At 47.2% G+C, this 18,239-nt stretch carries 16 protein-coding genes; 7 read left to right on the top strand and 9 right to left on the bottom strand.

Features of this window, described 5'->3' with window-relative positions:
* Positions 1 to 52 precede the first annotated feature (52 nt).
* Positions 53 to 1,393, top strand: coding sequence for a Na+/H+ antiporter NhaC family protein (locus NJR55_RS04620; protein WP_253618264.1), 1,341 nt, complete (start codon positions 53 to 55; stop codon positions 1,391 to 1,393).
* On the opposite strand, the gene NJR55_RS04625 is transcribed toward NJR55_RS04620, so the two are convergent.
* The 4 genes from NJR55_RS04625 to gmk form a co-directional block, all read right to left on the bottom strand.
* Complete coding sequence (locus tag NJR55_RS04625; RefSeq protein WP_011235605.1) at positions 1,394 to 1,786, bottom strand: RidA family protein; 393 nt, start codon at positions 1,784 to 1,786, stop codon at positions 1,394 to 1,396.
* 1 nt (position 1,787) lies between these two features.
* Positions 1,788 to 3,893 (bottom strand): bifunctional GTP diphosphokinase/guanosine-3',5'-bis pyrophosphate 3'-pyrophosphohydrolase, encoded by a 2,106-nt coding sequence (gene spoT / locus NJR55_RS04630; protein ID WP_034822695.1) that lies wholly within the window; start codon positions 3,891 to 3,893, stop codon positions 1,788 to 1,790.
* Between the two features lie 102 nt (positions 3,894 to 3,995).
* The gene (gene rpoZ, locus NJR55_RS04635) at positions 3,996 to 4,265 is read right to left on the bottom strand and encodes a DNA-directed RNA polymerase subunit omega (protein WP_011235607.1); all 270 of its coding nucleotides are present in this window, start codon (positions 4,263 to 4,265) and stop codon (positions 3,996 to 3,998) included.
* Between the two features lie 68 nt (positions 4,266 to 4,333).
* Entirely contained in the window at positions 4,334 to 4,966 is a 633-nt protein-coding gene (gmk, locus tag NJR55_RS04640) for a guanylate kinase (protein ID WP_253618266.1), read from the bottom strand.
* A 76-nt stretch (positions 4,967 to 5,042) separates the two neighbouring features.
* On the opposite strand from gmk, the gene NJR55_RS04645 reads away from it, so the two are divergent.
* A complete protein-coding gene (locus NJR55_RS04645) occupies positions 5,043 to 6,290 on the top strand; it encodes a CynX/NimT family MFS transporter (RefSeq protein WP_253618268.1) in 1,248 nt (415 codons plus the stop codon).
* On the opposite strand, the gene NJR55_RS04650 is transcribed toward NJR55_RS04645, so the two are convergent.
* Positions 6,274 to 6,864 carry a TetR/AcrR family transcriptional regulator gene (locus NJR55_RS04650; protein ID WP_253618270.1) on the bottom strand — a complete coding sequence of 197 codons (591 nt, stop codon included), beginning with the start codon at positions 6,862 to 6,864 and terminating at the stop codon, positions 6,274 to 6,276. The genes NJR55_RS04645 and NJR55_RS04650 overlap by 17 nt on opposite strands.
* A gap of 143 nt (positions 6,865 to 7,007) precedes the next feature.
* Between NJR55_RS04650 and pyp the strand changes: the two genes are divergently transcribed.
* Together pyp and NJR55_RS04660 are read left to right on the top strand one after the other, a co-directional pair.
* Positions 7,008 to 7,385, top strand: coding sequence for a photoactive yellow protein (pyp, locus tag NJR55_RS04655; RefSeq protein ID WP_253618272.1), 378 nt, complete (start codon positions 7,008 to 7,010; stop codon positions 7,383 to 7,385).
* Between the two features lies 1 nt (position 7,386).
* Positions 7,387 to 8,655 carry an AMP-binding protein gene (locus tag NJR55_RS04660; protein WP_253618274.1) on the top strand — a complete coding sequence of 423 codons (1,269 nt, stop codon included), beginning with the start codon at positions 7,387 to 7,389 and terminating at the stop codon, positions 8,653 to 8,655.
* Here NJR55_RS04660 and NJR55_RS04665 read toward each other — a convergent pair.
* Positions 8,652 to 9,911 (bottom strand): PAS domain-containing protein, encoded by a 1,260-nt coding sequence (locus NJR55_RS04665; RefSeq protein WP_253618276.1) that lies wholly within the window; start codon positions 9,909 to 9,911, stop codon positions 8,652 to 8,654. The genes NJR55_RS04660 and NJR55_RS04665 overlap by 4 nt on opposite strands.
* 58 nt (positions 9,912 to 9,969) lie before the next feature.
* Between NJR55_RS04665 and NJR55_RS04670 the strand changes: the two genes are divergently transcribed.
* Together NJR55_RS04670 and NJR55_RS04675 are read left to right on the top strand one after the other, a co-directional pair.
* Positions 9,970 to 12,012: a BCCT family transporter gene (locus tag NJR55_RS04670; protein ID WP_253618278.1), complete on the top strand. Its 2,043-nt coding sequence runs from the start codon at positions 9,970 to 9,972 to the stop codon at positions 12,010 to 12,012.
* A gap of 112 nt (positions 12,013 to 12,124) precedes the next feature.
* Positions 12,125 to 13,015, top strand: a complete 891-nt coding sequence (locus tag NJR55_RS04675) for a MaoC family dehydratase (RefSeq protein ID WP_253618280.1) — start codon at positions 12,125 to 12,127, stop codon at positions 13,013 to 13,015.
* Positions 13,016 to 13,029: 14 nt separating this feature from the next.
* On the opposite strand, the gene NJR55_RS04680 is transcribed toward NJR55_RS04675, so the two are convergent.
* The 3 genes from NJR55_RS04680 to NJR55_RS04690 form a co-directional block, all read right to left on the bottom strand.
* A complete protein-coding gene (locus NJR55_RS04680; protein WP_253618282.1) occupies positions 13,030 to 14,304 on the bottom strand; it encodes a metal-dependent hydrolase family protein in 1,275 nt (424 codons plus the stop codon).
* A 94-nt stretch (positions 14,305 to 14,398) separates the two neighbouring features.
* A complete protein-coding gene (locus tag NJR55_RS04685; protein ID WP_253618284.1) occupies positions 14,399 to 14,851 on the bottom strand; it encodes an RrF2 family transcriptional regulator in 453 nt (150 codons plus the stop codon).
* A gap of 18 nt (positions 14,852 to 14,869) precedes the next feature.
* A complete protein-coding gene (locus tag NJR55_RS04690; protein ID WP_253618286.1) occupies positions 14,870 to 15,811 on the bottom strand; it encodes an META domain-containing protein in 942 nt (313 codons plus the stop codon).
* A 230-nt stretch (positions 15,812 to 16,041) separates the two neighbouring features.
* Here NJR55_RS04690 and NJR55_RS04695 point away from each other — a divergent pair, with 230 nt between their 5' ends.
* On the top strand, positions 16,042 to 18,177 hold the full coding sequence (locus NJR55_RS04695; RefSeq protein ID WP_253618288.1) for a TonB-dependent receptor family protein: 2,136 nt from the start codon (positions 16,042 to 16,044) through the stop codon (positions 18,175 to 18,177).
* Positions 18,178 to 18,239 lie beyond the last annotated feature (62 nt).

Raw genomic sequence — 18,239 nt, forward strand, 5'->3', positions numbered from 1 at the left:
AATTAGCTGTATAAACTTCTGGACGTCCAAATAAAAATAAAAAGGCTGACACATGACCAATGCTTCGCCACAACCGGCTAGCGCTAAAGCGCTGTTACCTCTGGCTTTATTCTTGATCCTGTTCTTAGGAACCGGATTGTATTTTCAAAGCGAAGGGGTCGAATACGCGTTTTACCAATTACCCAGCCCGGTTGCGATTCTGCCGGCAATAGTTCTTGGCATTTTACTGAGCAAGCAGGAATTTGAAGAACGCATCGAAACCTTCGTTGGCGGTGTCGGCGACAATAACATTATTACCATGTGCCTCATTTACTTACTGGCGGGTGCGTTTTCGACAGTGGCAGAAGCAACCGGCGGTGTCGATGCTATGGTGGCACTGGGGCTAAATGTTATTCCGGCTTCTTTCTTGCTGCCCGGCTTGTTTATTATTGCCGGGGTTATCTCAACCGCAATGGGCACCTCCATGGGAACACTGGCAGCGCTGGCTCCGGTGGTTCTGGGCATTGGTGAAGCAACCGACATTAGCTTACCGCTGCTGGCCGGGGTACTTGTTAGTGGTGCCATGTTTGGCGATAACTTATCCATTATTTCAGACACCACCATTGCCGCAACTCGTACACAGGGCTGTACCATGCGGGACAAGTTTCGCGCGAACTTAAAAATAGCCATACCAGCAGCTATCTTTACCGTGATTTGGTTAGTGACATACGATACCAGCCAGGTGCCTTTAGAAATTCCAGAGGCCAACCTATGGCTGTCACTACCTTATTTCATTATTATTGTTTTAGCGGTTATGGGGCTTAATGTCTTTGCCGTACTCGGGCTAGGCATTGTCTTAGCCGCCGCTTTTGGCATGTTCACTGTCAACTACGAATGGGTAGCTTTTAGTCAGGATATCTACGAAGGTTTTGGCAGTATGCAGGAAATCTTCCTGCTGTCGCTACTCATAGGCGGCTTGTCAGCGTTAATTCGTCAGCAAGGGGGACTCGCCTTCTTAGCAGGTTTTGTCGAAAGCGCAGCGAATAAGGTCAGTAAACACAAGCAGCGTGCATCGGCCATTGGTGTGGCAGCCCTGACAGCTCTGACAAATTTATGCGTCGCCAACAACACCGTTAGCATCTTATTGGCTGGCGAAGTTAGTAAACGTCTGGCTAAAGTGGGAAATTTAGCGCCGCGCCAAAGCGCCAGCTTATTGGATATTTTTGCCTGCGTCGTGCAGGGAGCTTTGCCTTACGGGGCACAGGCATTGCTAATGGGAGCCAGCTTTAAAATCTCGCCGCTATCGGTCAGTCTGCATACGGGGTATTGCTTTATTCTGGCAGCAGTGGCTATTGCTATTATCATCTGGCGTCGCCCTCTGGAAGACAGAGAGCCGACACCAGAAACAGCTTAATTAATAGGTACTGGGCAGTTCCATAATGCCGTCAATTTCAATTTGCGCGCCTTTCGGCAACTGTTTTACGCCGATAGCCGCGCGAGCCGGATACGGCTCTCTGAAATGCTTCGCCATAACTTCATTTACAATGGCGAACTGCCCCAAGTCGGTCAGATAAATCTGTACCTTTATCATGTCCTGCAGTTCGCCGCCGGATGCTTCACAAACAGCCGTCAGGTTTTTAAACACCTGCTCGGCCTGAGCAGTGAAATCCTCGCTGACCAGCTCCATACTTTCAGGCACCAGAGGAATTTGTCCGGAAAGATACACCGTCGTACCAATTTTTACCGCCTGTGAATAAGTGCCGATAGCTGCTGGCGCTTTATCCGTTGAAATAATCACTTTAGACATATTACTTCCTTAAGCGCGTCACGCGCTGAACATCCGGCATCTTACGAATATGACGTATCACATCCGCTAAATGCTTACGGTTTTTTATCGTTAAAGCCACATCAATAAAATAAATGTTGGCATCAATTTCTTCGGTCTGCAGACCATCAATATTACAGCCCGTGGTTGCAATAGCCGAGGTTAACTTAGCCAGCACGCCCTGATTATTGACAATTTCGATACGAATTTCAGAAATAAACTCGGCTTCGGGTTTGTTATCCCACTCAACCGGAAAGTAGCGCCCCGGGTCATCTTCGTGTCCACGAACGTTTTTACACTCGCGTCGATGAATGACCAAACCTTTACCCGGGCTCACATGAGCAATGATGTCGTCGCCCGGAATAGGCCGACAGCATTTGGCAAAACTGACCAGCAGACCTTCGGCGCCCTTAATCGAGAGGCTTTTCTGTGATGCGTTGTCATCTTTTATTGGCTGTAAGTCACCCAATAGACGCTTCGCAATGGCCACCGACATCATATTGCCCAGGCCAATTTGTTTCAGCAAATTCTCGCGGCTATCAATTTTTGTTTCCTGCAATACCCGCTTAAATTCCGACTCTGGTATTTCGTCGTAACTGACTTGCCCGAGCGCTGAGCGAAGTAAACGTTCACCTAGTTGTTGCGCTTCGTCAGCTTCCTGACTTTTCAGGTACTGACGAATTTTCGCCCGTGCTTTACCCGTTACCACAAAGTTTAGCCAGGCAATGTTCGGCCGCGAGTTAGGTGCTGTTTTTATTTCAACCGTTTGTCCGGTTTCCAGCGGTTTACTCAACGAATAAGTACGATGGTTAACTCTCGCACCTATACAGGTGTTACCAACGTCGGTATGCACCGCGTACGCAAAATCTACCGCCGTAGCGCCCTGAGGCAATTCGGTAATCCGGCCATCCGGACTGAACACGTATATTTCATCAGGGAATAAGTCGGACTTTACGCTTTCAATAAATTCAAAAGAGTTACCAGCGCTTTGTTGCAACTCTAACAAGCTTTGCATCCACTTACGCGCACGTACCTGAGCCGTGGTACTGGAGTCATCTGATTGTTTGTACATCCAGTGTGCCGCGACACCGCGATCAGCCATCAGATCCATCTCTTCGGTACGAATCTGAATTTCTACCGGCACCCCGTGAGGGCCTTTTAAAGAGGTATGCAGCGACTGGTAACCGTTCGACTTCGGAATAGCGATATAATCTTTAAACCGAGTTTCAATGGGCTTATACAAATTGTGCAACGCCCCAAGAACCCGGTAACAGGTATCGACACTGTCCACAATGACGCGGAAAGCGTAAATGTCCATGACCTGTTCAAACTTCACTTCTTTGGCCTGCATTTTTCGATAAATGCTGTGCAGATGCTTTTCGCGGCCAGACACCCGCGCCTGAATATTGTTACCGTCCAGGCGCGAACTGATTTCGCTTTGCACACGCTCTGTAAACTCGCGACGGTTACCGCGGGCACGTTTTACTTCTGACTCAAGCAATTTTCCACGCCAGGGGTACAGCGCCCAGAAGCCCAGTTGCTCCAGCTCATTTTTAATATCGTGCATACCCAGCCGGTGCGCCAGCGGAGCATAAATTTCTAAGGTTTCACGGGCAATACGGCGGCGTTTGTCGGGGCGCAGATGCTGAATAGTGCGCATGTTATGAGTGCGGTCAGCCAGTTTAATCAGAATAACCCGAATATCCTGCACCATCGCCATAATCATCTTACGATAGTTTTCGGCCTGGGCTTCTTCTTTGGAGTTAAACTGCAACTTATCCAGTTTAGACACACCCTCCACTAAACTGGCAACGGTTGCCCCAAAACGCTCGGCCAGATCTTCCCGGCTGGTTTCAGTATCTTCAATAACGTCATGGAGTAAAGCCGCCATTAAGGTTTCGCAATCCAGTCTCATGTCGGCAAGCAGGCTTGCAACCGCAACCGGGTGCGTAATGTAAGGCTCGCCGCTGCTGCGTTTTTGCGAACTGTGGGCTTCGTTTGCTACAACAAAGGCATCACGAATACGTTCCACCTGCTCGGACGGAAGATACTCACTAACCTGAGCCTTTAAGCCTTCAAATAAGTACACCAGTTAACTCCCCGGGTAATACCGGACTATGAATATACTTTCAGAATAAGGGGATTTGACGGAATTGCCAACGGCATTGATGCCGTTGGCGAACAGAAACTTTTATTCGATACCGCGCAGCGCATCTACCGCACGCAGTTCTTCAGCGTCTTGCTGCTTTTGAGCCGCCTGATCTTCAATATCAAGGCGTTCGTTGTCGATAAGGCCTTGCTCTATTTCACGCAAAGCAATAACAGTTGGTTTTTCGTTTTTTGTTTCAACTAATGGCTCTTTACCATTGGCCAACTGACGCGCGCGGCGTGAGGCTAACAAAATCAAATCAAAACGGTTACCAACACGGTCTACAGCATCTTCTACAGTTACGCGAGCCATGGTTTACTCCCAATAAAGCGTGAGTCGTATTTTTCGAAAGGCTAAGAATTATACGGAATTAAGGTCTATTATCCAAGCAATTCCTTCAATACGCTTGAATATCTTATTTGCTGATGCGGCATTTTTTGTCGCTGAGCTAAAACGATATGCTCCAGCGATGCCAGGCTGTTGTTGAAGTCATCATTTACCAGTAGGTAGTCAAACTCATGATAATGCGACATTTCTGCCTGAGCTTTTGCCATGCGCTCGGCAATAACTTCGTCGGAATCCTGTCCGCGAACACGCAAACGTTCTTCCAGAATTTCCAGACTGGGCGGAACAATAAAAACCGAACGCACTTCCGGGTGATGCTCACGAACTTGCTGAGCGCCCTGCCAGTCAATATCCAGGAAGACGTCTTTGCCTTCAGCCAACAAAGACTCTACGGCTTTACGGGAGGTGCCGTAATAGTTGCCAAACACACGCGCCCATTCGTAAAACTCACCGGCATCAATACGTTGTTCAAATTCTTCAGTACTGAGGAAGTGGTAATGGACACCCTGGACTTCTCCCGGGCGCGGAGCACGTGTGGTAGATGATACAGACACCTGCATGGACTGATCAGGGTGCTTTTCCAACAAAGCCCGAATCAGGCTCGACTTGCCTGCGCCACTGGGGGCCGCAATGATAAACAAATTCCCTAACACCGGAGACGCGGTCATAACGGGTTCTCTTTTTAAGAAACGGACGATCACTGTTGGCGCGAAATAATAACACGGTTTCACACCGCGATGAAAATTGAGTAAAGTATGGCTTTTAAGGACTCGTGGTATTACTTTGCAGACTCAATCGGCGCCTGTCGCAAAACCGTCTAAATTTCCCCTGCTGTTCGGCTTGCTCGTACTGGTATTACTGGGGCTTAATCTGCGCCCTTTGCTGACATCTGTAGGGCCGCTGACCGATGAGCTACAAACCATCACAGGTCTGTCTTTCAGTCAGGTATCGTTGTTAACCACATTGCCCATTCTAATGATTGGTTTAATGGCCTTATTTGCCGGACGCGTGACGACCGCTTTAGGCTACAGGCAAGGTATTGGACTGGGCTTGCTGATTCTTTGCGCAGGCCTTACCGCCCGGCTGTTTGAGCCGACCAGCACCAGCATGATTACCAGTGCTTTAGTCGGCGGAGTTGGCATAGCGTTACTGCATATCGTTATTCCGGAACTGACCAAACAACAGTATTTGAATCGTTTGGGGTTGGTCACTGGCCTTTGGTCTGCGGCACTCATGGGCGGCGCCGCGCTAGGTGCTGTTGCTACCCCATGGGCTGCAAATTTATTACCAGAGCGCTTTCAGGCACTAGGCAGCTGGTCTCTATTAGCGATGATAGTGCTGATTATTTGGTACTTACCATTTAACCGCACACCGGTTGCCAGTATTCCTCCCCGGCATCTGTTACTGCGGGCTCACCGTTACCCTCGCGCATGGTTACTGGGCATTTATTTCGCCTTAGTGAACGCCGGTTATGCCGGCTTTATTGCGTGGATAGCGCCATTTTATGGTGAGTTCGGTTGGCCGGCACAAAAAGCAGGAAATTTACTGGCACTGTTTTCTCTGGTTCAGGTTATCGGAGCTTTGCTGCTGCCGGCTCTATCGCGAACACAAGACCGACGGTTATGGCTAACAGCCGCAGTACTTATTCAAATGGCTGGCTTTGCGGGGTTAAGTTGGTTTCCGACCGAAGCTCCCTGGCTGTGGTCTGCACTTTGTGGCTTTGGCTTAGGTGGTGCCTTCCCGCTATGCATTGTTATGGCGCTGGATCATATCGATAACCCTGTGCAGGCAGGACGTCTGGTTTCTTTTATGCAAGGTATTGGTTTTATGTTTGCCAGCCTGATGCCGCTTTTAACCGGATGGTTCAGAGACGTTTCCGGCAATTACAGTTTAGGCTGGCAGTTACATATTATTCTCGGCATTCTCATTTTGCTGATAACCTGGCAATTTAATCCTGACAGCTACCGTGGCCTATTTAACTTGCGGGAATGATTCTCGCAATTATATCCTCAGCTAAACTTTCCAGCTGCTGTCGAGAAATTTCTCGTCTGGCCATGGTGCGCAAACCAATAATATTGGTTTGTAATAAAAGGCCGAGACGTTCAGGAGACTGCGAACTACCAATTTCTCCGCGTTGCTGCGCCTGCTGAAACGCCTCTGTAAAGAGCTGTTCAAATTTATCAAGATAACTTTGTACCGGCTCGCTAAACGCTTTGTCTTCAGGCGTAAATTCCAGCAAAGTTTTTACCAGCATACAGGCCTGCGTTGGCGCACAAGTCGCTGTCATTACCGCAATATTACGGAGGTACAGACTTACTCCCTGCAGCACCGAAGATTTTTGCGCTAAGGCTTGCTTAAACTCTTCCTCTGCGAGAGATGAGTATTCTTCAAGGGTCTCTTTAAAAAGGGCTTCTTTATTGCCAAATGCAGCATAAATACTTCCTGGCCTCATATCCATTTCTTCCTCTATGTCTTTCATAGAGGTTGCGTGGTACCCCTTGCGCCAGAAAAGCTTCAGCGCATTGTTAAGCGCTGTTTCCCGGTGAAATTTAGGCGTTCTGGGCATTATTTTTATCCTTAATTATTTACCTGAGGGCAAGTATAGACCTGCTTGTTGTTAATTTCACTTTAAGAAGTGTTAAGAAAACATGATCTAAATGTCTCGGGACCAACTATTAACCCATACATTTCGTACTTAGAGGAAATACAATGGAAATTGTTCAATTCGGTTCTGATGATATCGAAAACACATTAGCTAAAATGTCAGATGACAAGTTAAACGACATTGCCTTTGGTGCTATTCAGTTAGATTCCAGCGGTAAAATTATTCAATACAACGCCGCCGAAGGCGACATTACCGGTCGTGACCCGGGCGCTGTAGTTGGTAAAAACTTCTTTAACGAAGTTGCGCCATGCACCAACAGTCCTGAGTTTAAAGGACGCTTCGACGAAGGCGTTAAAAACGGCAATTTAAACACCATGTTTGAATATGTTTTTGACTACGAAATGCAACCGACCAAGGTTAAAGTTCATATGAAGAAAGCTTTAACCGGCGACACCTACTGGGTATTCGTTAAGCGACTATAAAGTGACAGACTCGCTTCAGCAGCACCTTATTGTTACTGTCATCGGCGATATTATCGCCGATGAACTTGCGCGTATGCGTCCAGCTGAAAGTGAGTACTGGAAACGTCGCCAATGGCATGAAGACGACACGTTAATAGCAAGACACAAGTCAACCAAAGACAGTGGTGAGGATGGAGTTGCAGTTGATTCGCTGGAAAGGCTGGCGTTAGCCGGCCGGGTAGTTCAGTTCTTTCATATGGGCGACAGCGGAGTTGAAGATTACCTTCTGCGCCGTAACAGTCTGGCCGAATGGGCTAAAATTGTTCTGAAATCGCGGCAAGTTCACACCCAAAACGTAACAGTTACAACTTCTGGCAGCACCGGGCAGCCCAAAGCCTGCGAGCATTCATGGAGTACATTGGTTGAGGAAGTAAGGGAGTTTGTCCGTATCTTTGACAACGATTATGAGTTACCTCCAGCTCGTATTGTCGCTTTAGTGCCCAGCCATCATATTTATGGCTTTTTATTTACTATATTGCTGCCGCATCTTGTTGATGCCCCAGTTCTGCGCGGCTTTAAAGCTTATAGCCATGTTCGCAACGGTGGCTTACGTGCCGGAGATGTTGTTGTCGGTTTCCCTGAATTACTCACTCAGTTATCGTCAGAGATGCCACCATTACCGCCCGGAGTACTTTTTATCAGCTCTGCCGGACCATGCCCGGCCAGCACCTTGCACCAGTTATATGCCATAGGTGCAGCACGCACTGTCGAAATTTATGGTAGCTCAGAGACTGCCGGTATGGGTTACCGAAGTAAACCCGAAAACAACTACCGTTTGTTATCCCGCTGGCGCAGGAATGCAGAAAACCATCAGCAGTTAATTGATAGACAAGTAAAAGTTATTTACGAAATACCAGATAATACCCAATGGCATACAGAGGATGAATTCCAAATCACCGGACGAGTCGACACGGCAGTTTCGATACGTGGGATCAATGTGTTCCCGGCTCATATTGCTGAGTGTCTACGCCGACATCCGGCGGTCGCCGATGCAACGGTACGTCCGATGAGATCCGACGAAGGCTATGGACTGAAAGCCTTTATTGTTTTGCAGGAAAGTATTAGCGAAACGGTAACTGAACAAAGTGTTCAGGCCTGGTTGAGCGACAACCTCTGTGCTGCAGAAATACCTGAGCGCATTAGCTTTGGGAACCAGTTACCTATAAATTCCATGGGTAAGGCGCAAGACTGGAGTGTCGATAACTCGCCAACCGGTAAGCCGTTAAATTAAATCAACGCGCGTAGCAACACATCATCAAACCTCAGATCTGTTATTTGTGCGCATTCCAACGCTATTTTATGCTCAATTTCGTGCTGCTCTAACAACTGCCGGGTAGCCTTTAGGCAATTCTTGTTTTGCTCTGCTGACAGCGTTGACATGAGTACAACGATAATTCCTTTTCCTAAACAACCCGGAGTGTCGTAATCCTGAATGTTCTGGCGGACAATTTTACTGACGATTTTTAAAGTTTCTGCGTTGTTAGCAACGCGCACGACCATTATATAATACTGATGCTCAGAATGAGCCTGATACAAACTAAAGCGCCTTTGCAGAGACTGCAGCATAAGCCGACGATTATAAAAACCGGTGTGCTCGTCGTTGCCACCGGTTTCCCTGAGTTTGAGCTCCAGTTCTTTATAATCGGTAATATCCTGCGTTGTGCCAAAAATAATTTCACGCCCAGCTTCGTCAATACGATAAATTCCCGAGCGTCTTAACCACCGAATTTCACCGTCACCCAACATAATGCGATGCTCAACATCTCTCGCGCCGGACTGTTTAACGGCGTTAATGGCTTCTGTTACGGCTTGTCTATCTTCGGGGTGAGTTCTTTCTATCGTCAGAGCTAAGGAGGGGGTAACTTTGGCCTTGTCCAAACCATGCAAATTGTACATGGTATCCGACCACAACGACTGGCCGGTTTCTAAGTCAAGCTGCCAATGCCCGAGCCCGGCAACTCGCTCAGCAAGCATTAAATTACGCTGATTTTCTTCAACTTTCAGCTCCAGCATTTTTCTCTCAGTAATGTCCAGCATCTGTCCATTCCAGAGTGTGCTGCCATCGGCCTGTTGACTGGTCACTGCGTGCCCGTAAATCCAGCTTACCCTGCCATTTTTAATCACCCGATACTCTTTCACCCACAAATATTGATAGCGGGCAGAGTTATGCATACTGCTCAGAACAGATTGTAAGTCGTCGGGATGAATAATTTCACTCAGCAATGTCACATCATTTGCCAGTGACTCAGCAGAGCACCCAAAAATGGCCTCAACGCCCTGACTGACATAATTAAATTTCAATTGCCCGTCCGGTGAGCGTTCAAGCTGGTATAGCGCACCCGGTACCGAGTTTGCTAATTGTTCAAGATTAACCAGTTGTTTCTCATGATCCATAAATTGCAACATAACTCGTTGTCGATAAACATACGCCGCAATATTAACCCACAGACCAGAAACTAAACAGCAAATAAATGCAAAGTGACCCATTACAAATCTTTTTAAGTAGTCTATATATAAATAAATCATAATAAAAACAGGAGCTTTTATGTCGACCGAGAAGCGAAAGTGGCATTCAGCGATTTTACTGCCTGTCTTTCTTCCTGCGGTTATCGTTATAGCTTTACTGGTTGTAGGAACTTTAAGTGCCCCGGAAAAAGCCGGCGAGCTGTTTAGCTGGACTCTTGCTGGTATTACCGAAAATTTCGGTTGGTTCTACATGTTAGCCGTCGCACTTTTCCTCATGTTCATTATTGGCGTGGGTGTTTCAAGCTGGGGAAAAATTAAACTCGGCCCCGATCATTGCGAACCCGAATACAGTTTCACCTCTTGGTTCGCCATGCTATTTTCGGCCGGGTACGGTATAGCCTTGCTCTTTTTTGGTGTCTCTGAGCCCATACTACATTATGCCGAGCCCCCGGCTGGTGCGGCTGAAACCGTCGGCTCAGCTAAACAGGCGATGCAAATCGCTTATTTCCACTGGGGCTTTCACATTTGGGCAATTTACGGCCTGGTCGGTTTGGTTCTGGCCTATTTTTCATTTCGCCACGGCTTACCGCTCACCATGCGCTCAACCTTGTACCCACTCATCGGTGATAAAATTAATGGCCCCATTGGGCATGCTATTGATACCTTCGCCATTCTCGGCACCATGTTCGGCATTGCCACCACATTAGGGCTTTCGGTTATTCAAATTAATGCCGGTCTCAACTATTTGTGGGAAGACATTCCGGTCGGAACCACGGTTCAGGTTATCGCTATTGGCATTATTACCTTGGCCGCAATTGCTTCAGTAGTTGCAGGCATGGATAAAGGAATTAAACGATTATCTTTGATCAATATAGCTTTAGTCCTGTTCCTGGTTCTGTTTGTTTTTGCTGTTGGGCCTACTATCCATATTCTGGAAACCTTCCTGCAAAATACTGGCGCGTATTTGAGTGGCATTGTTGAGCGCACTTTCAACTTGCAAGCCTATGAACGCAGTGACTGGATTGGTAACTGGACTTTATTCATATTTGGCTGGACTATTGCCTGGGCACCTTTTGTCGGGCTGTTTATTGCCAAAATCAGTCGCGGCCGTACCATCCGTCAGTTTGTGTTTGGCGTCATGCTGGTACCGACCATATTCACCTTCTTCTGGTTTGCCGTATTTGGCGATACCGCGTTGAATATGATTATGAACGAAGGCTACACAGCCCTAATTTCAGAAGTTCAGGATAACCAGGCAATAGCGTTATTTAAGCTCTACGAAAACCTGCCTATGACCAGTATTTTGAGCTTCCTGACGGTATTACTCATCATCACGTTTTTCGTAACGTCATCGGATTCCGGATCGTTGGTGATTGATTCGTTGTCCTCTGGCGGCATGATGGAAACACCTGTCTGGCAACGTGTTTTTTGGGCAAGCACCGAAGGAATTGTTGCCTCTGTGCTACTGGTAGCCGGTGGTCTAGAAGCTCTGCAAACTGCCGCTATTACCAGCGCCTTGCCATTTGCGATTATTATTTTAATATCGGCGGCAGGCATGTGGCGCGCACTTATCATAGAAGGACACCAGTCCAATAGTCTTCAAAGTCACCGCCACTCTCATCGTCGCGGAGTCAATGAGGGAGCCGACTACTGGAAAAAACGTCTGGCGGGTCTGGTCGACTTTCCAAAGAAAGAGAAGGTACTTGAGTTCATCAACGGACCTGCAACAAAAAGTATGAAACAAGTCCGGGACGAGTTAAGAGATCAGGACTGGCCGGCAGAATTCAAAGCTGACGAAGAACATAACCGTATTATTCTCAGCGTTGAGCGAAAAGGCGATTTAGAATTTGCTTACGAAATTCGTTTAAAAGACTATCTGTTGCCTGAATTCGCTTTAACCAACGATAAAAACAGAGAAGTTTACTATCGGGCTGAGGTGTTTCTCAGACAGGGCGGACAGTCTTATGACCTATACGGTTATGAGCAAACCGATATCATTAACGATGTGATTAATCAGTTTGAGAACTATCTGCACTTCCGTCATAACAGCCCCGGAGTTCTCCCGTGGGACCTGGAAAAGCATGACGAAGACCTTAATGAAGACCTTGAATCACAAAAGTAAAAGGAACGTAAAGAAGCCGCTCTTCGGAGCGGCTTTTTAGTGGTCGGACTGTTGATAGCAGGAGACATGTGCGAGAATAGCCGTATTGTCAGTATGGAGTTTAACTATCACTATGGAACGTGTTGATACAAGCCCTCAAAAGCTAAGCCCAATGCCCAGCATGTTACTGCGTTCTCTGTTGACGTTACAACGCAGTGATGAGTCAGCAGCAGAGTCTGAAACTTTGCTCAAAGAATATTCTATTCCTGCGCCAACAGCTAAGCACCTGAGTCGTTATCAACAGTCGTTCGGTGGTTTCGTCAGTGATGTCCCCCTGGCCATGCTGTACTGCATTGCGCAAAGGGCTCATTTATCGCAAATGCTTGATGATAGCTTTCCCTGGCCTGCGCCTGGTCTGGTTCATGTCAGTAATAAAATTGAGCGCCATCAGGTTATTTCTGCACAAGTGCCTTTTCAACTGGTATCCAAAGTAAAAGTACCTAAGCGTGGCCCTGATGTTTCTCCGCGTCGCCTGCGTCCTCAGTTTGTGGTTGAGTTCTGGCAAAATAACGAGAAAGTCGCAACTTGCTCCAGCGTTTATCAGGTGATGAACGGCCAAAATACTGGAACAACGAAAAAATCGACGCCTCCGATAAAAGCATTTGAGCCGGAAGCCGGCTGGGAAAATCTCAGTCACTGGCAATTAGGCAGTGGTATGGGCCGACGCTATGCTCGCATCTCCGGCGACTTTAACCCTATTCACCTGCATCCGCTGGTCTCACGCTGGTTTGGTTTTGAAAAACCAATTATTCATGGCATGTATATGATGGCAAGAGCTCAGGCGGAGCTCGAACAGCGTCAGCAAAAGCCAGTAACTTATATCGACGTTACCTTTAAGCGCCCAGTTATTTTACCTGCCCGGGTACAGCTATGGGCGTCAGAACAAGATGATAAAACCAAATATGAAGTGCGCAGTGCGGATCACAGTTCATTAAAACTGGAAGGGTCAGTTCGTTTCGACTAACCCTTCCGGGTGCCTTACTGGTGCTTATAAACCTTGCCGTCTTTCATCACAAAGCTCACATTCTGTAATAGCGTGATGTCATCCAGCGGATTCCCTTTTACAGCAACAATATCGGCCAGTTTACCTTCCTCCAGATGACCAATATTTTCATTTTTCAGTAGCTTCGCTGCTGTTTTAGTCGCTGACTGAATTGCTTCTGCTTCCGATACCCCGGCCTCTACCATGTACTGGAATTCAAGCGCGTTATCGCCGTGCGCTGAAACACCGCTATCGGTACCAAAAGCAAAGTTCACACCAGCCTTATAAGCTTTAGCAAAAGTATCCTGAATTTTAGGTCCTATGGCGCGTGCTTTGGGTCTTACAACATCGGGGAAGTAACCATCAATTTCAGCTTTCTTGGCAACAAATTTACCGGCCATAATTGTCGGAACCAAATAAGTACCATGCTCTTTCATCGCAGCAATCACTTCGTCATCCATGTAAGTGCCGTGTTCCACCGACGTGATACCTGCTTTCACAGCACGTAGCATACCCGCTTTACCATGAGCATGAGCTGCAACGTGAAAGTTATAATCGTTAGCTATATCCACCAGAGCTTTTAATTCATCATCGGTAAACTGTGGGTTATCGCCACTACTGGCCATACTTAAAACACCACCAGTTGCAGTAATTTTGATGAAATCAGCTCCATCTTTATAATGCTGTCGTACCGCTTCACGTGCGCCCGCCGCACTATTAATGACACCGTCTTTTGGTGTGGGACGCCCCATTAGCTCTTCTTTCCAGCCATTGGTAGGATCAGCATGCCCACCTGTCGTTGCCAACGACTTGCCAGCCGAATAAATCCTGGGACCATCGACTACACCAGCATTAATAGCATCACGCAGAGCAATAGTTACGTTATGAGAGTCCCCCGGATTTCTTACCGTAGTAAAGCCGGCATTCAGCGTTTTCATGCCATAATGCTGAGCCGTTAAAGCGAGATCGGCTGGGTTTTCAGTAAACTGCTTTATATATGAGTTCGGCCCTGACTGACCGTCAAGGTGCACGTGCAAGTCAATGAGGCCGGGTAAACACGTGTGCGAGCTTAAGTCGGTAATCGAAGCATCATCACCGGGCCGGTTCACTTTTACAGCGGTAATTTTGTTGTCAGTGACTTCAATATAACGCTCACCAGCCAGGCGACCACTTTCACTATCAAAAACGTTTCCACAGTGCAGCCATTCACCGGCTTGAGCAGAATGTCCGGCTAATGCAACAGTCAATCCGATAGCTATCTTTTTCAGCATAGTTCCCCCTAATCTTCATTCTAGTTATTGTTCTTCTTTGATACTCCGAACTCTAACCAATTGCAACGGCAGCGACCAACATTGAGACAAAAAGTCAGTCTTTGTCGATAGTTACCGGAATAGGGGTCCCCCAAAACTCTCTAATTTTTTCGTCGTTGCTGACCAATGAAGCAAGAGTATAGTTTGAGAGAAAGTCGTAGAAGGTTTCTTTACCCTGATTAATCACATTTTTCAGCTCGCAAACAGGAAAAATTGCGCACTCGGGTTTATGACAGTCGACCCAGTACTCATCGCCCTCTAGTCTGCGTATGACTTTATCCAGCCGGATATCAGACGCCTTAATAGCCAATAAGAAGCCACCATTTTTACCACGACGCGTTTCAATTAGACCTTCTTTACCTAATTGATGAACAACCTTATTTAAGTGATTGCGGGGAACATTAAATATGCCGCTCAACTCATCAATAGTGGCGCGCTTCGTATCCTCTTTTGCAGCCAGATACATAAGAACTCGCAGACCGTAATCCGTGTACTTTTTTAATTGCATGGTGGCGCCCTTTTGCCTTTATTCGCTCTGTTGCTTAAATGTCATTTGACGGCCCCCGCGAGTGCTCAATATCAAGCGCCCTTTATCATCAATATTCACTTGATAAACTCGCTCCAGAACACTGCTGAACTCCTGTGAGAGTTCGTTAGCCTCGCCACTGCACGCCATTCTTGTGCTTCCTGTAATACGAATCTGAGCAAGTTCTCCACCCATGTTGTAGTTCCCAAAGTAACGATTACAACCATTAAAACCGGCAAGCTGGCTGTCTTTCAAAAACTGAATTGTTGCTGGTTTAGAGTGGATGGCATGGCCTTCAAATTCCGAGAGCTCCCAGGTAGCCCCCTGAAGTAACCATTCGCTATCGCCGCCGCAGCCAGAATACATGCGGTCAGATTCTTGTAAGTCGACCTGATATGGATATAAACGTCCGCTCATCGAATCGCGACATAGCCTGTCAATAACAATAAGATGTTTATCGGTCGTCGACTCAATACGCCATTCATAAGGCTGCTTAGAAACAACCTCCGCGGCAACTAAATCAATAATTGCTTCGCTCTCAGGGGTAGTCAGCGCCATATGCTGCGGATTTACCGCCACTTGCCAAAAAGGTTCATTGCCTCTTGCCGTAAAGTGTTTGGGTAAAGTTCCCTGCTCGATGCAAAGCGGCATTTCCTGACCCCTCCAGATAATGTCGGCTTCGTTACCTTTATTCCAGACTTGAGTTAATGGCTCTTTATCATTTGAGTAGCGAGCCCCTGAGCCACTCACAGCCTGAGGTAACTCTTCCTGTTGCGACCCGTAACTTAACAGCACGCCGTCTTCTTTTTGCAGCACACTGAGCTCGCTCGCTCCACACTGGTAATATGTCGGCACTTGCTCTCCCGGAGTTAACAAGGCGCAACCTGACAGCAGCATTACGACGAGAATAGAGACACTTTCTTTCATATGTATCGCGGGCATACTTGCCATCCTTATATTTTTAACCGTTAAGTTAGAATTCTATAGATCGCGCTGGTAATTGCATTAATTCTTCCAAGTCTTTTTCAAATCTGCGGAAGCAACGGCAGAATCAAGAGCTAGATCAAAAAACAACGGAATCTATTATTGCGAATCATTCTTATTTTAATTATCATCCCCTCGAATTTAATTAATCTAAAATAATTTTTTAATAAAGGTGAAATGAGTCCGTTATGAAGAAAACGATCTTAGCCAGCACCATATTGGCCGCTCTTGCAACTCCCGCTATGGCCAATAACGCCAGCGGCGATACTGATATTGAGCAAATCAAAATTATTGGCAGTAAAACAGACGCCCGCAATGTCGCCGGCTCCAGTGCTGTCATTGACGAAGAACAGATGCGCATTGAGGTTCCAAGCGATATCAATCAGCTGATGAAAACCATCCCAGGCGTTTATGTACGTGAAGAAGATGGCGAAGGCCTGCGCCCTAACATCGGTATTCGTGCTGCGACAGCTGGTCGCGTCAGCAAGGTCACGCTGCTGGAAGACGGCGTCATGATGGCTCCGGCACCTTATTCAAACCCGGCGGCCTACTATTTTCCGACTACCTTCCGTATGTCATCAGTTGAAGTATTAAAAGGCGCACCTTTATTACGTTACGGCCCACAAACAACTGGCGGCGTTTTAAACCTGGTTTCAACACCTATTCCAGAAGACTTTGGTGGCCAGGTTCTGACTCAGTTTGGCGAAAACAGTAGCCGTGACATTCACGCTCATGTGGGCGGCACTGAAGGCCAGTGGGGCTTTTTATTAGAAACAGTGCAACGCAGCAGCGACGGCTTCAAAGAAATTGATCGTAGCAGTCGCGATGCCGGTTTTGATATTGAGGACTACGTTGCAAAACTTCAGTGGACAGGCGAGCGCCAGAGCCTGTTGGCTAAGGTGCAATATTCCGAAGAAATCTCAAACGAAACTTATCTCGGTTTGACCGATGCCGATTTCGCTCAGAATGAAAACCGTCGCTACGGGCTTTCTGAAATTGATCAGATGGATAACTCGCACAAAGGCTACAGCTTAAACTATGCATTTGAAGCGACGGATAATCTGACTTTCAGTATTTTAGGCTATTACAACGACTATGCTCGCAACTGGTTCAAATTGGATGGCGGTAATGCATACGTCAGTGCGGCTAATAACGGAGACGCCGATGCATTGGCTATTTTGCGAGGCACTCAGGATGAAGCCGGTCTGAACTATAAAAACAACAACCGCGCTTATGAATCTAAAGGCATTGAAGCCAATGCTCAGTTTATTTTTGGAACTCATAACCTGGAAGTGGGGGTTCGTGACCACAGTGACGAAATGGATCGTTTCCAGCCAGTTGAAATTTATGATCAGGTTAACGGTAGCCTCGTTTACCAGGGCGAAGTTATGCCTACCGGCAGTAATAACCGTTTAGAAGGCGCTGACGCAATCAGCTTTTGGCTGACAGACCAGTGGCAGGCAACCGAAAACCTTAAGGTGCACTTTGCACTGCGCTATGAAGATGTCGAGTCCTATCGTAACCAGTTTGCGGACACAGCACGCGAACAGTTGGACAGCACGCGTTCAAACGACAGCGACGAATGGTTGCCGGGCGTATCCTTCACTTATGACGTCAACGACAACTGGCAGGTACTGGCCGGCGCACATAAAGGATTTTCTCCTTTAGGCGGCGGTGCGAAAGAATTCCAGGAACCAGAAACCAGCAACAACTACGAAGCCGGTGTTCGCTTTAACCAAGGCTCTTTCTTTGCGGAAGCTATTGGTTTCTACAGCGACTTCAGCGACACCACACAGCAGTGTTCAATTGCTAACCCGTGTGACAATGGCGCTGAGTCAGGCTCTTATGTACTGGGTGAGTCAACCGTAGCCGGTCTGGAATTACAGGCAAGCAATACCTTTGAACTTGGTCAGTTCCTTATGCCGGTTGATTTGGCTTACACCTACACCAAAGGTGAAATCAGTCAGGACAACGCGGTAACAGGTTTGATGGACGGCGATGAACTGAATGACATTCCGCAGAATACCTTCAGCATTCGTGTTGCACTAGACAACAATAAAGGCTGGGTAAACTATGTGGTCGGTAAATACATTGATGAAATGTGTGTTTCTGTTGGCTGTAACCGCGACAACAGCCGTTTTAACAAAACCGAATCACTGTTCGTGACTGACTTTGTCAGCCGTTATGAAGTGGACAATAACATGGCGGTTTATTTCAAAGTTGAGAACCTGTTCGATCAGCAGAAAATTGTTGCTCGCTCACCACATGGTGCGCGCCCGAACAAACCTCAAACAGCTTCTTTCGGTGTGGAATACACTTTCTAAAAATGAATCCCTCTCTGGATTTATCATGGCCCCATTTTTATGGGGCCATTTTTTTCAGAGTT

The organism is Idiomarina rhizosphaerae (assembly GCF_024159085.1).
Lineage (GTDB): Bacteria > Pseudomonadota > Gammaproteobacteria > Enterobacterales > Alteromonadaceae > Idiomarina > Idiomarina rhizosphaerae.

Excerpts from the sequence above, each read along its gene's own strand:
- NJR55_RS04690 (WP_253618286.1), bottom strand. The coding sequence starts at position 15,811 with ATGCCCGCGATACATATGAAAGAAAGTGTCTCTATTCTCGTCGTAATG.
- NJR55_RS04650 (WP_253618270.1), bottom strand. The coding sequence starts at position 6,864 with ATGCCCAGAACGCCTAAATTTCACCGGGAAACAGCGCTTAACAATGCG.
- NJR55_RS04665 (WP_253618276.1), bottom strand. The coding sequence starts at position 9,911 with ATGGGTCACTTTGCATTTATTTGCTGTTTAGTTTCTGGTCTGTGGGTT.
- rpoZ (WP_011235607.1), bottom strand. The coding sequence starts at position 4,265 with ATGGCTCGCGTAACTGTAGAAGATGCTGTAGACCGTGTTGGTAACCGT.
- NJR55_RS04675 (WP_253618280.1), top strand. The coding sequence starts at position 12,125 with ATGGAACGTGTTGATACAAGCCCTCAAAAGCTAAGCCCAATGCCCAGC.
- NJR55_RS04680 (WP_253618282.1), bottom strand. The coding sequence starts at position 14,304 with ATGCTGAAAAAGATAGCTATCGGATTGACTGTTGCATTAGCCGGACAT.
- NJR55_RS04695 (WP_253618288.1), top strand. The coding sequence starts at position 16,042 with ATGAAGAAAACGATCTTAGCCAGCACCATATTGGCCGCTCTTGCAACT.
- NJR55_RS04685 (WP_253618284.1), bottom strand. The coding sequence starts at position 14,851 with ATGCAATTAAAAAAGTACACGGATTACGGTCTGCGAGTTCTTATGTAT.
- NJR55_RS04625 (WP_011235605.1), bottom strand. The coding sequence starts at position 1,786 with ATGTCTAAAGTGATTATTTCAACGGATAAAGCGCCAGCAGCTATCGGC.
- pyp (WP_253618272.1), top strand. The coding sequence starts at position 7,008 with ATGGAAATTGTTCAATTCGGTTCTGATGATATCGAAAACACATTAGCT.
- gmk (WP_253618266.1), bottom strand. The coding sequence starts at position 4,966 with ATGACCGCGTCTCCGGTGTTAGGGAATTTGTTTATCATTGCGGCCCCC.
- NJR55_RS04620 (WP_253618264.1), top strand. The coding sequence starts at position 53 with ATGACCAATGCTTCGCCACAACCGGCTAGCGCTAAAGCGCTGTTACCT.
- NJR55_RS04670 (WP_253618278.1), top strand. The coding sequence starts at position 9,970 with ATGTCGACCGAGAAGCGAAAGTGGCATTCAGCGATTTTACTGCCTGTC.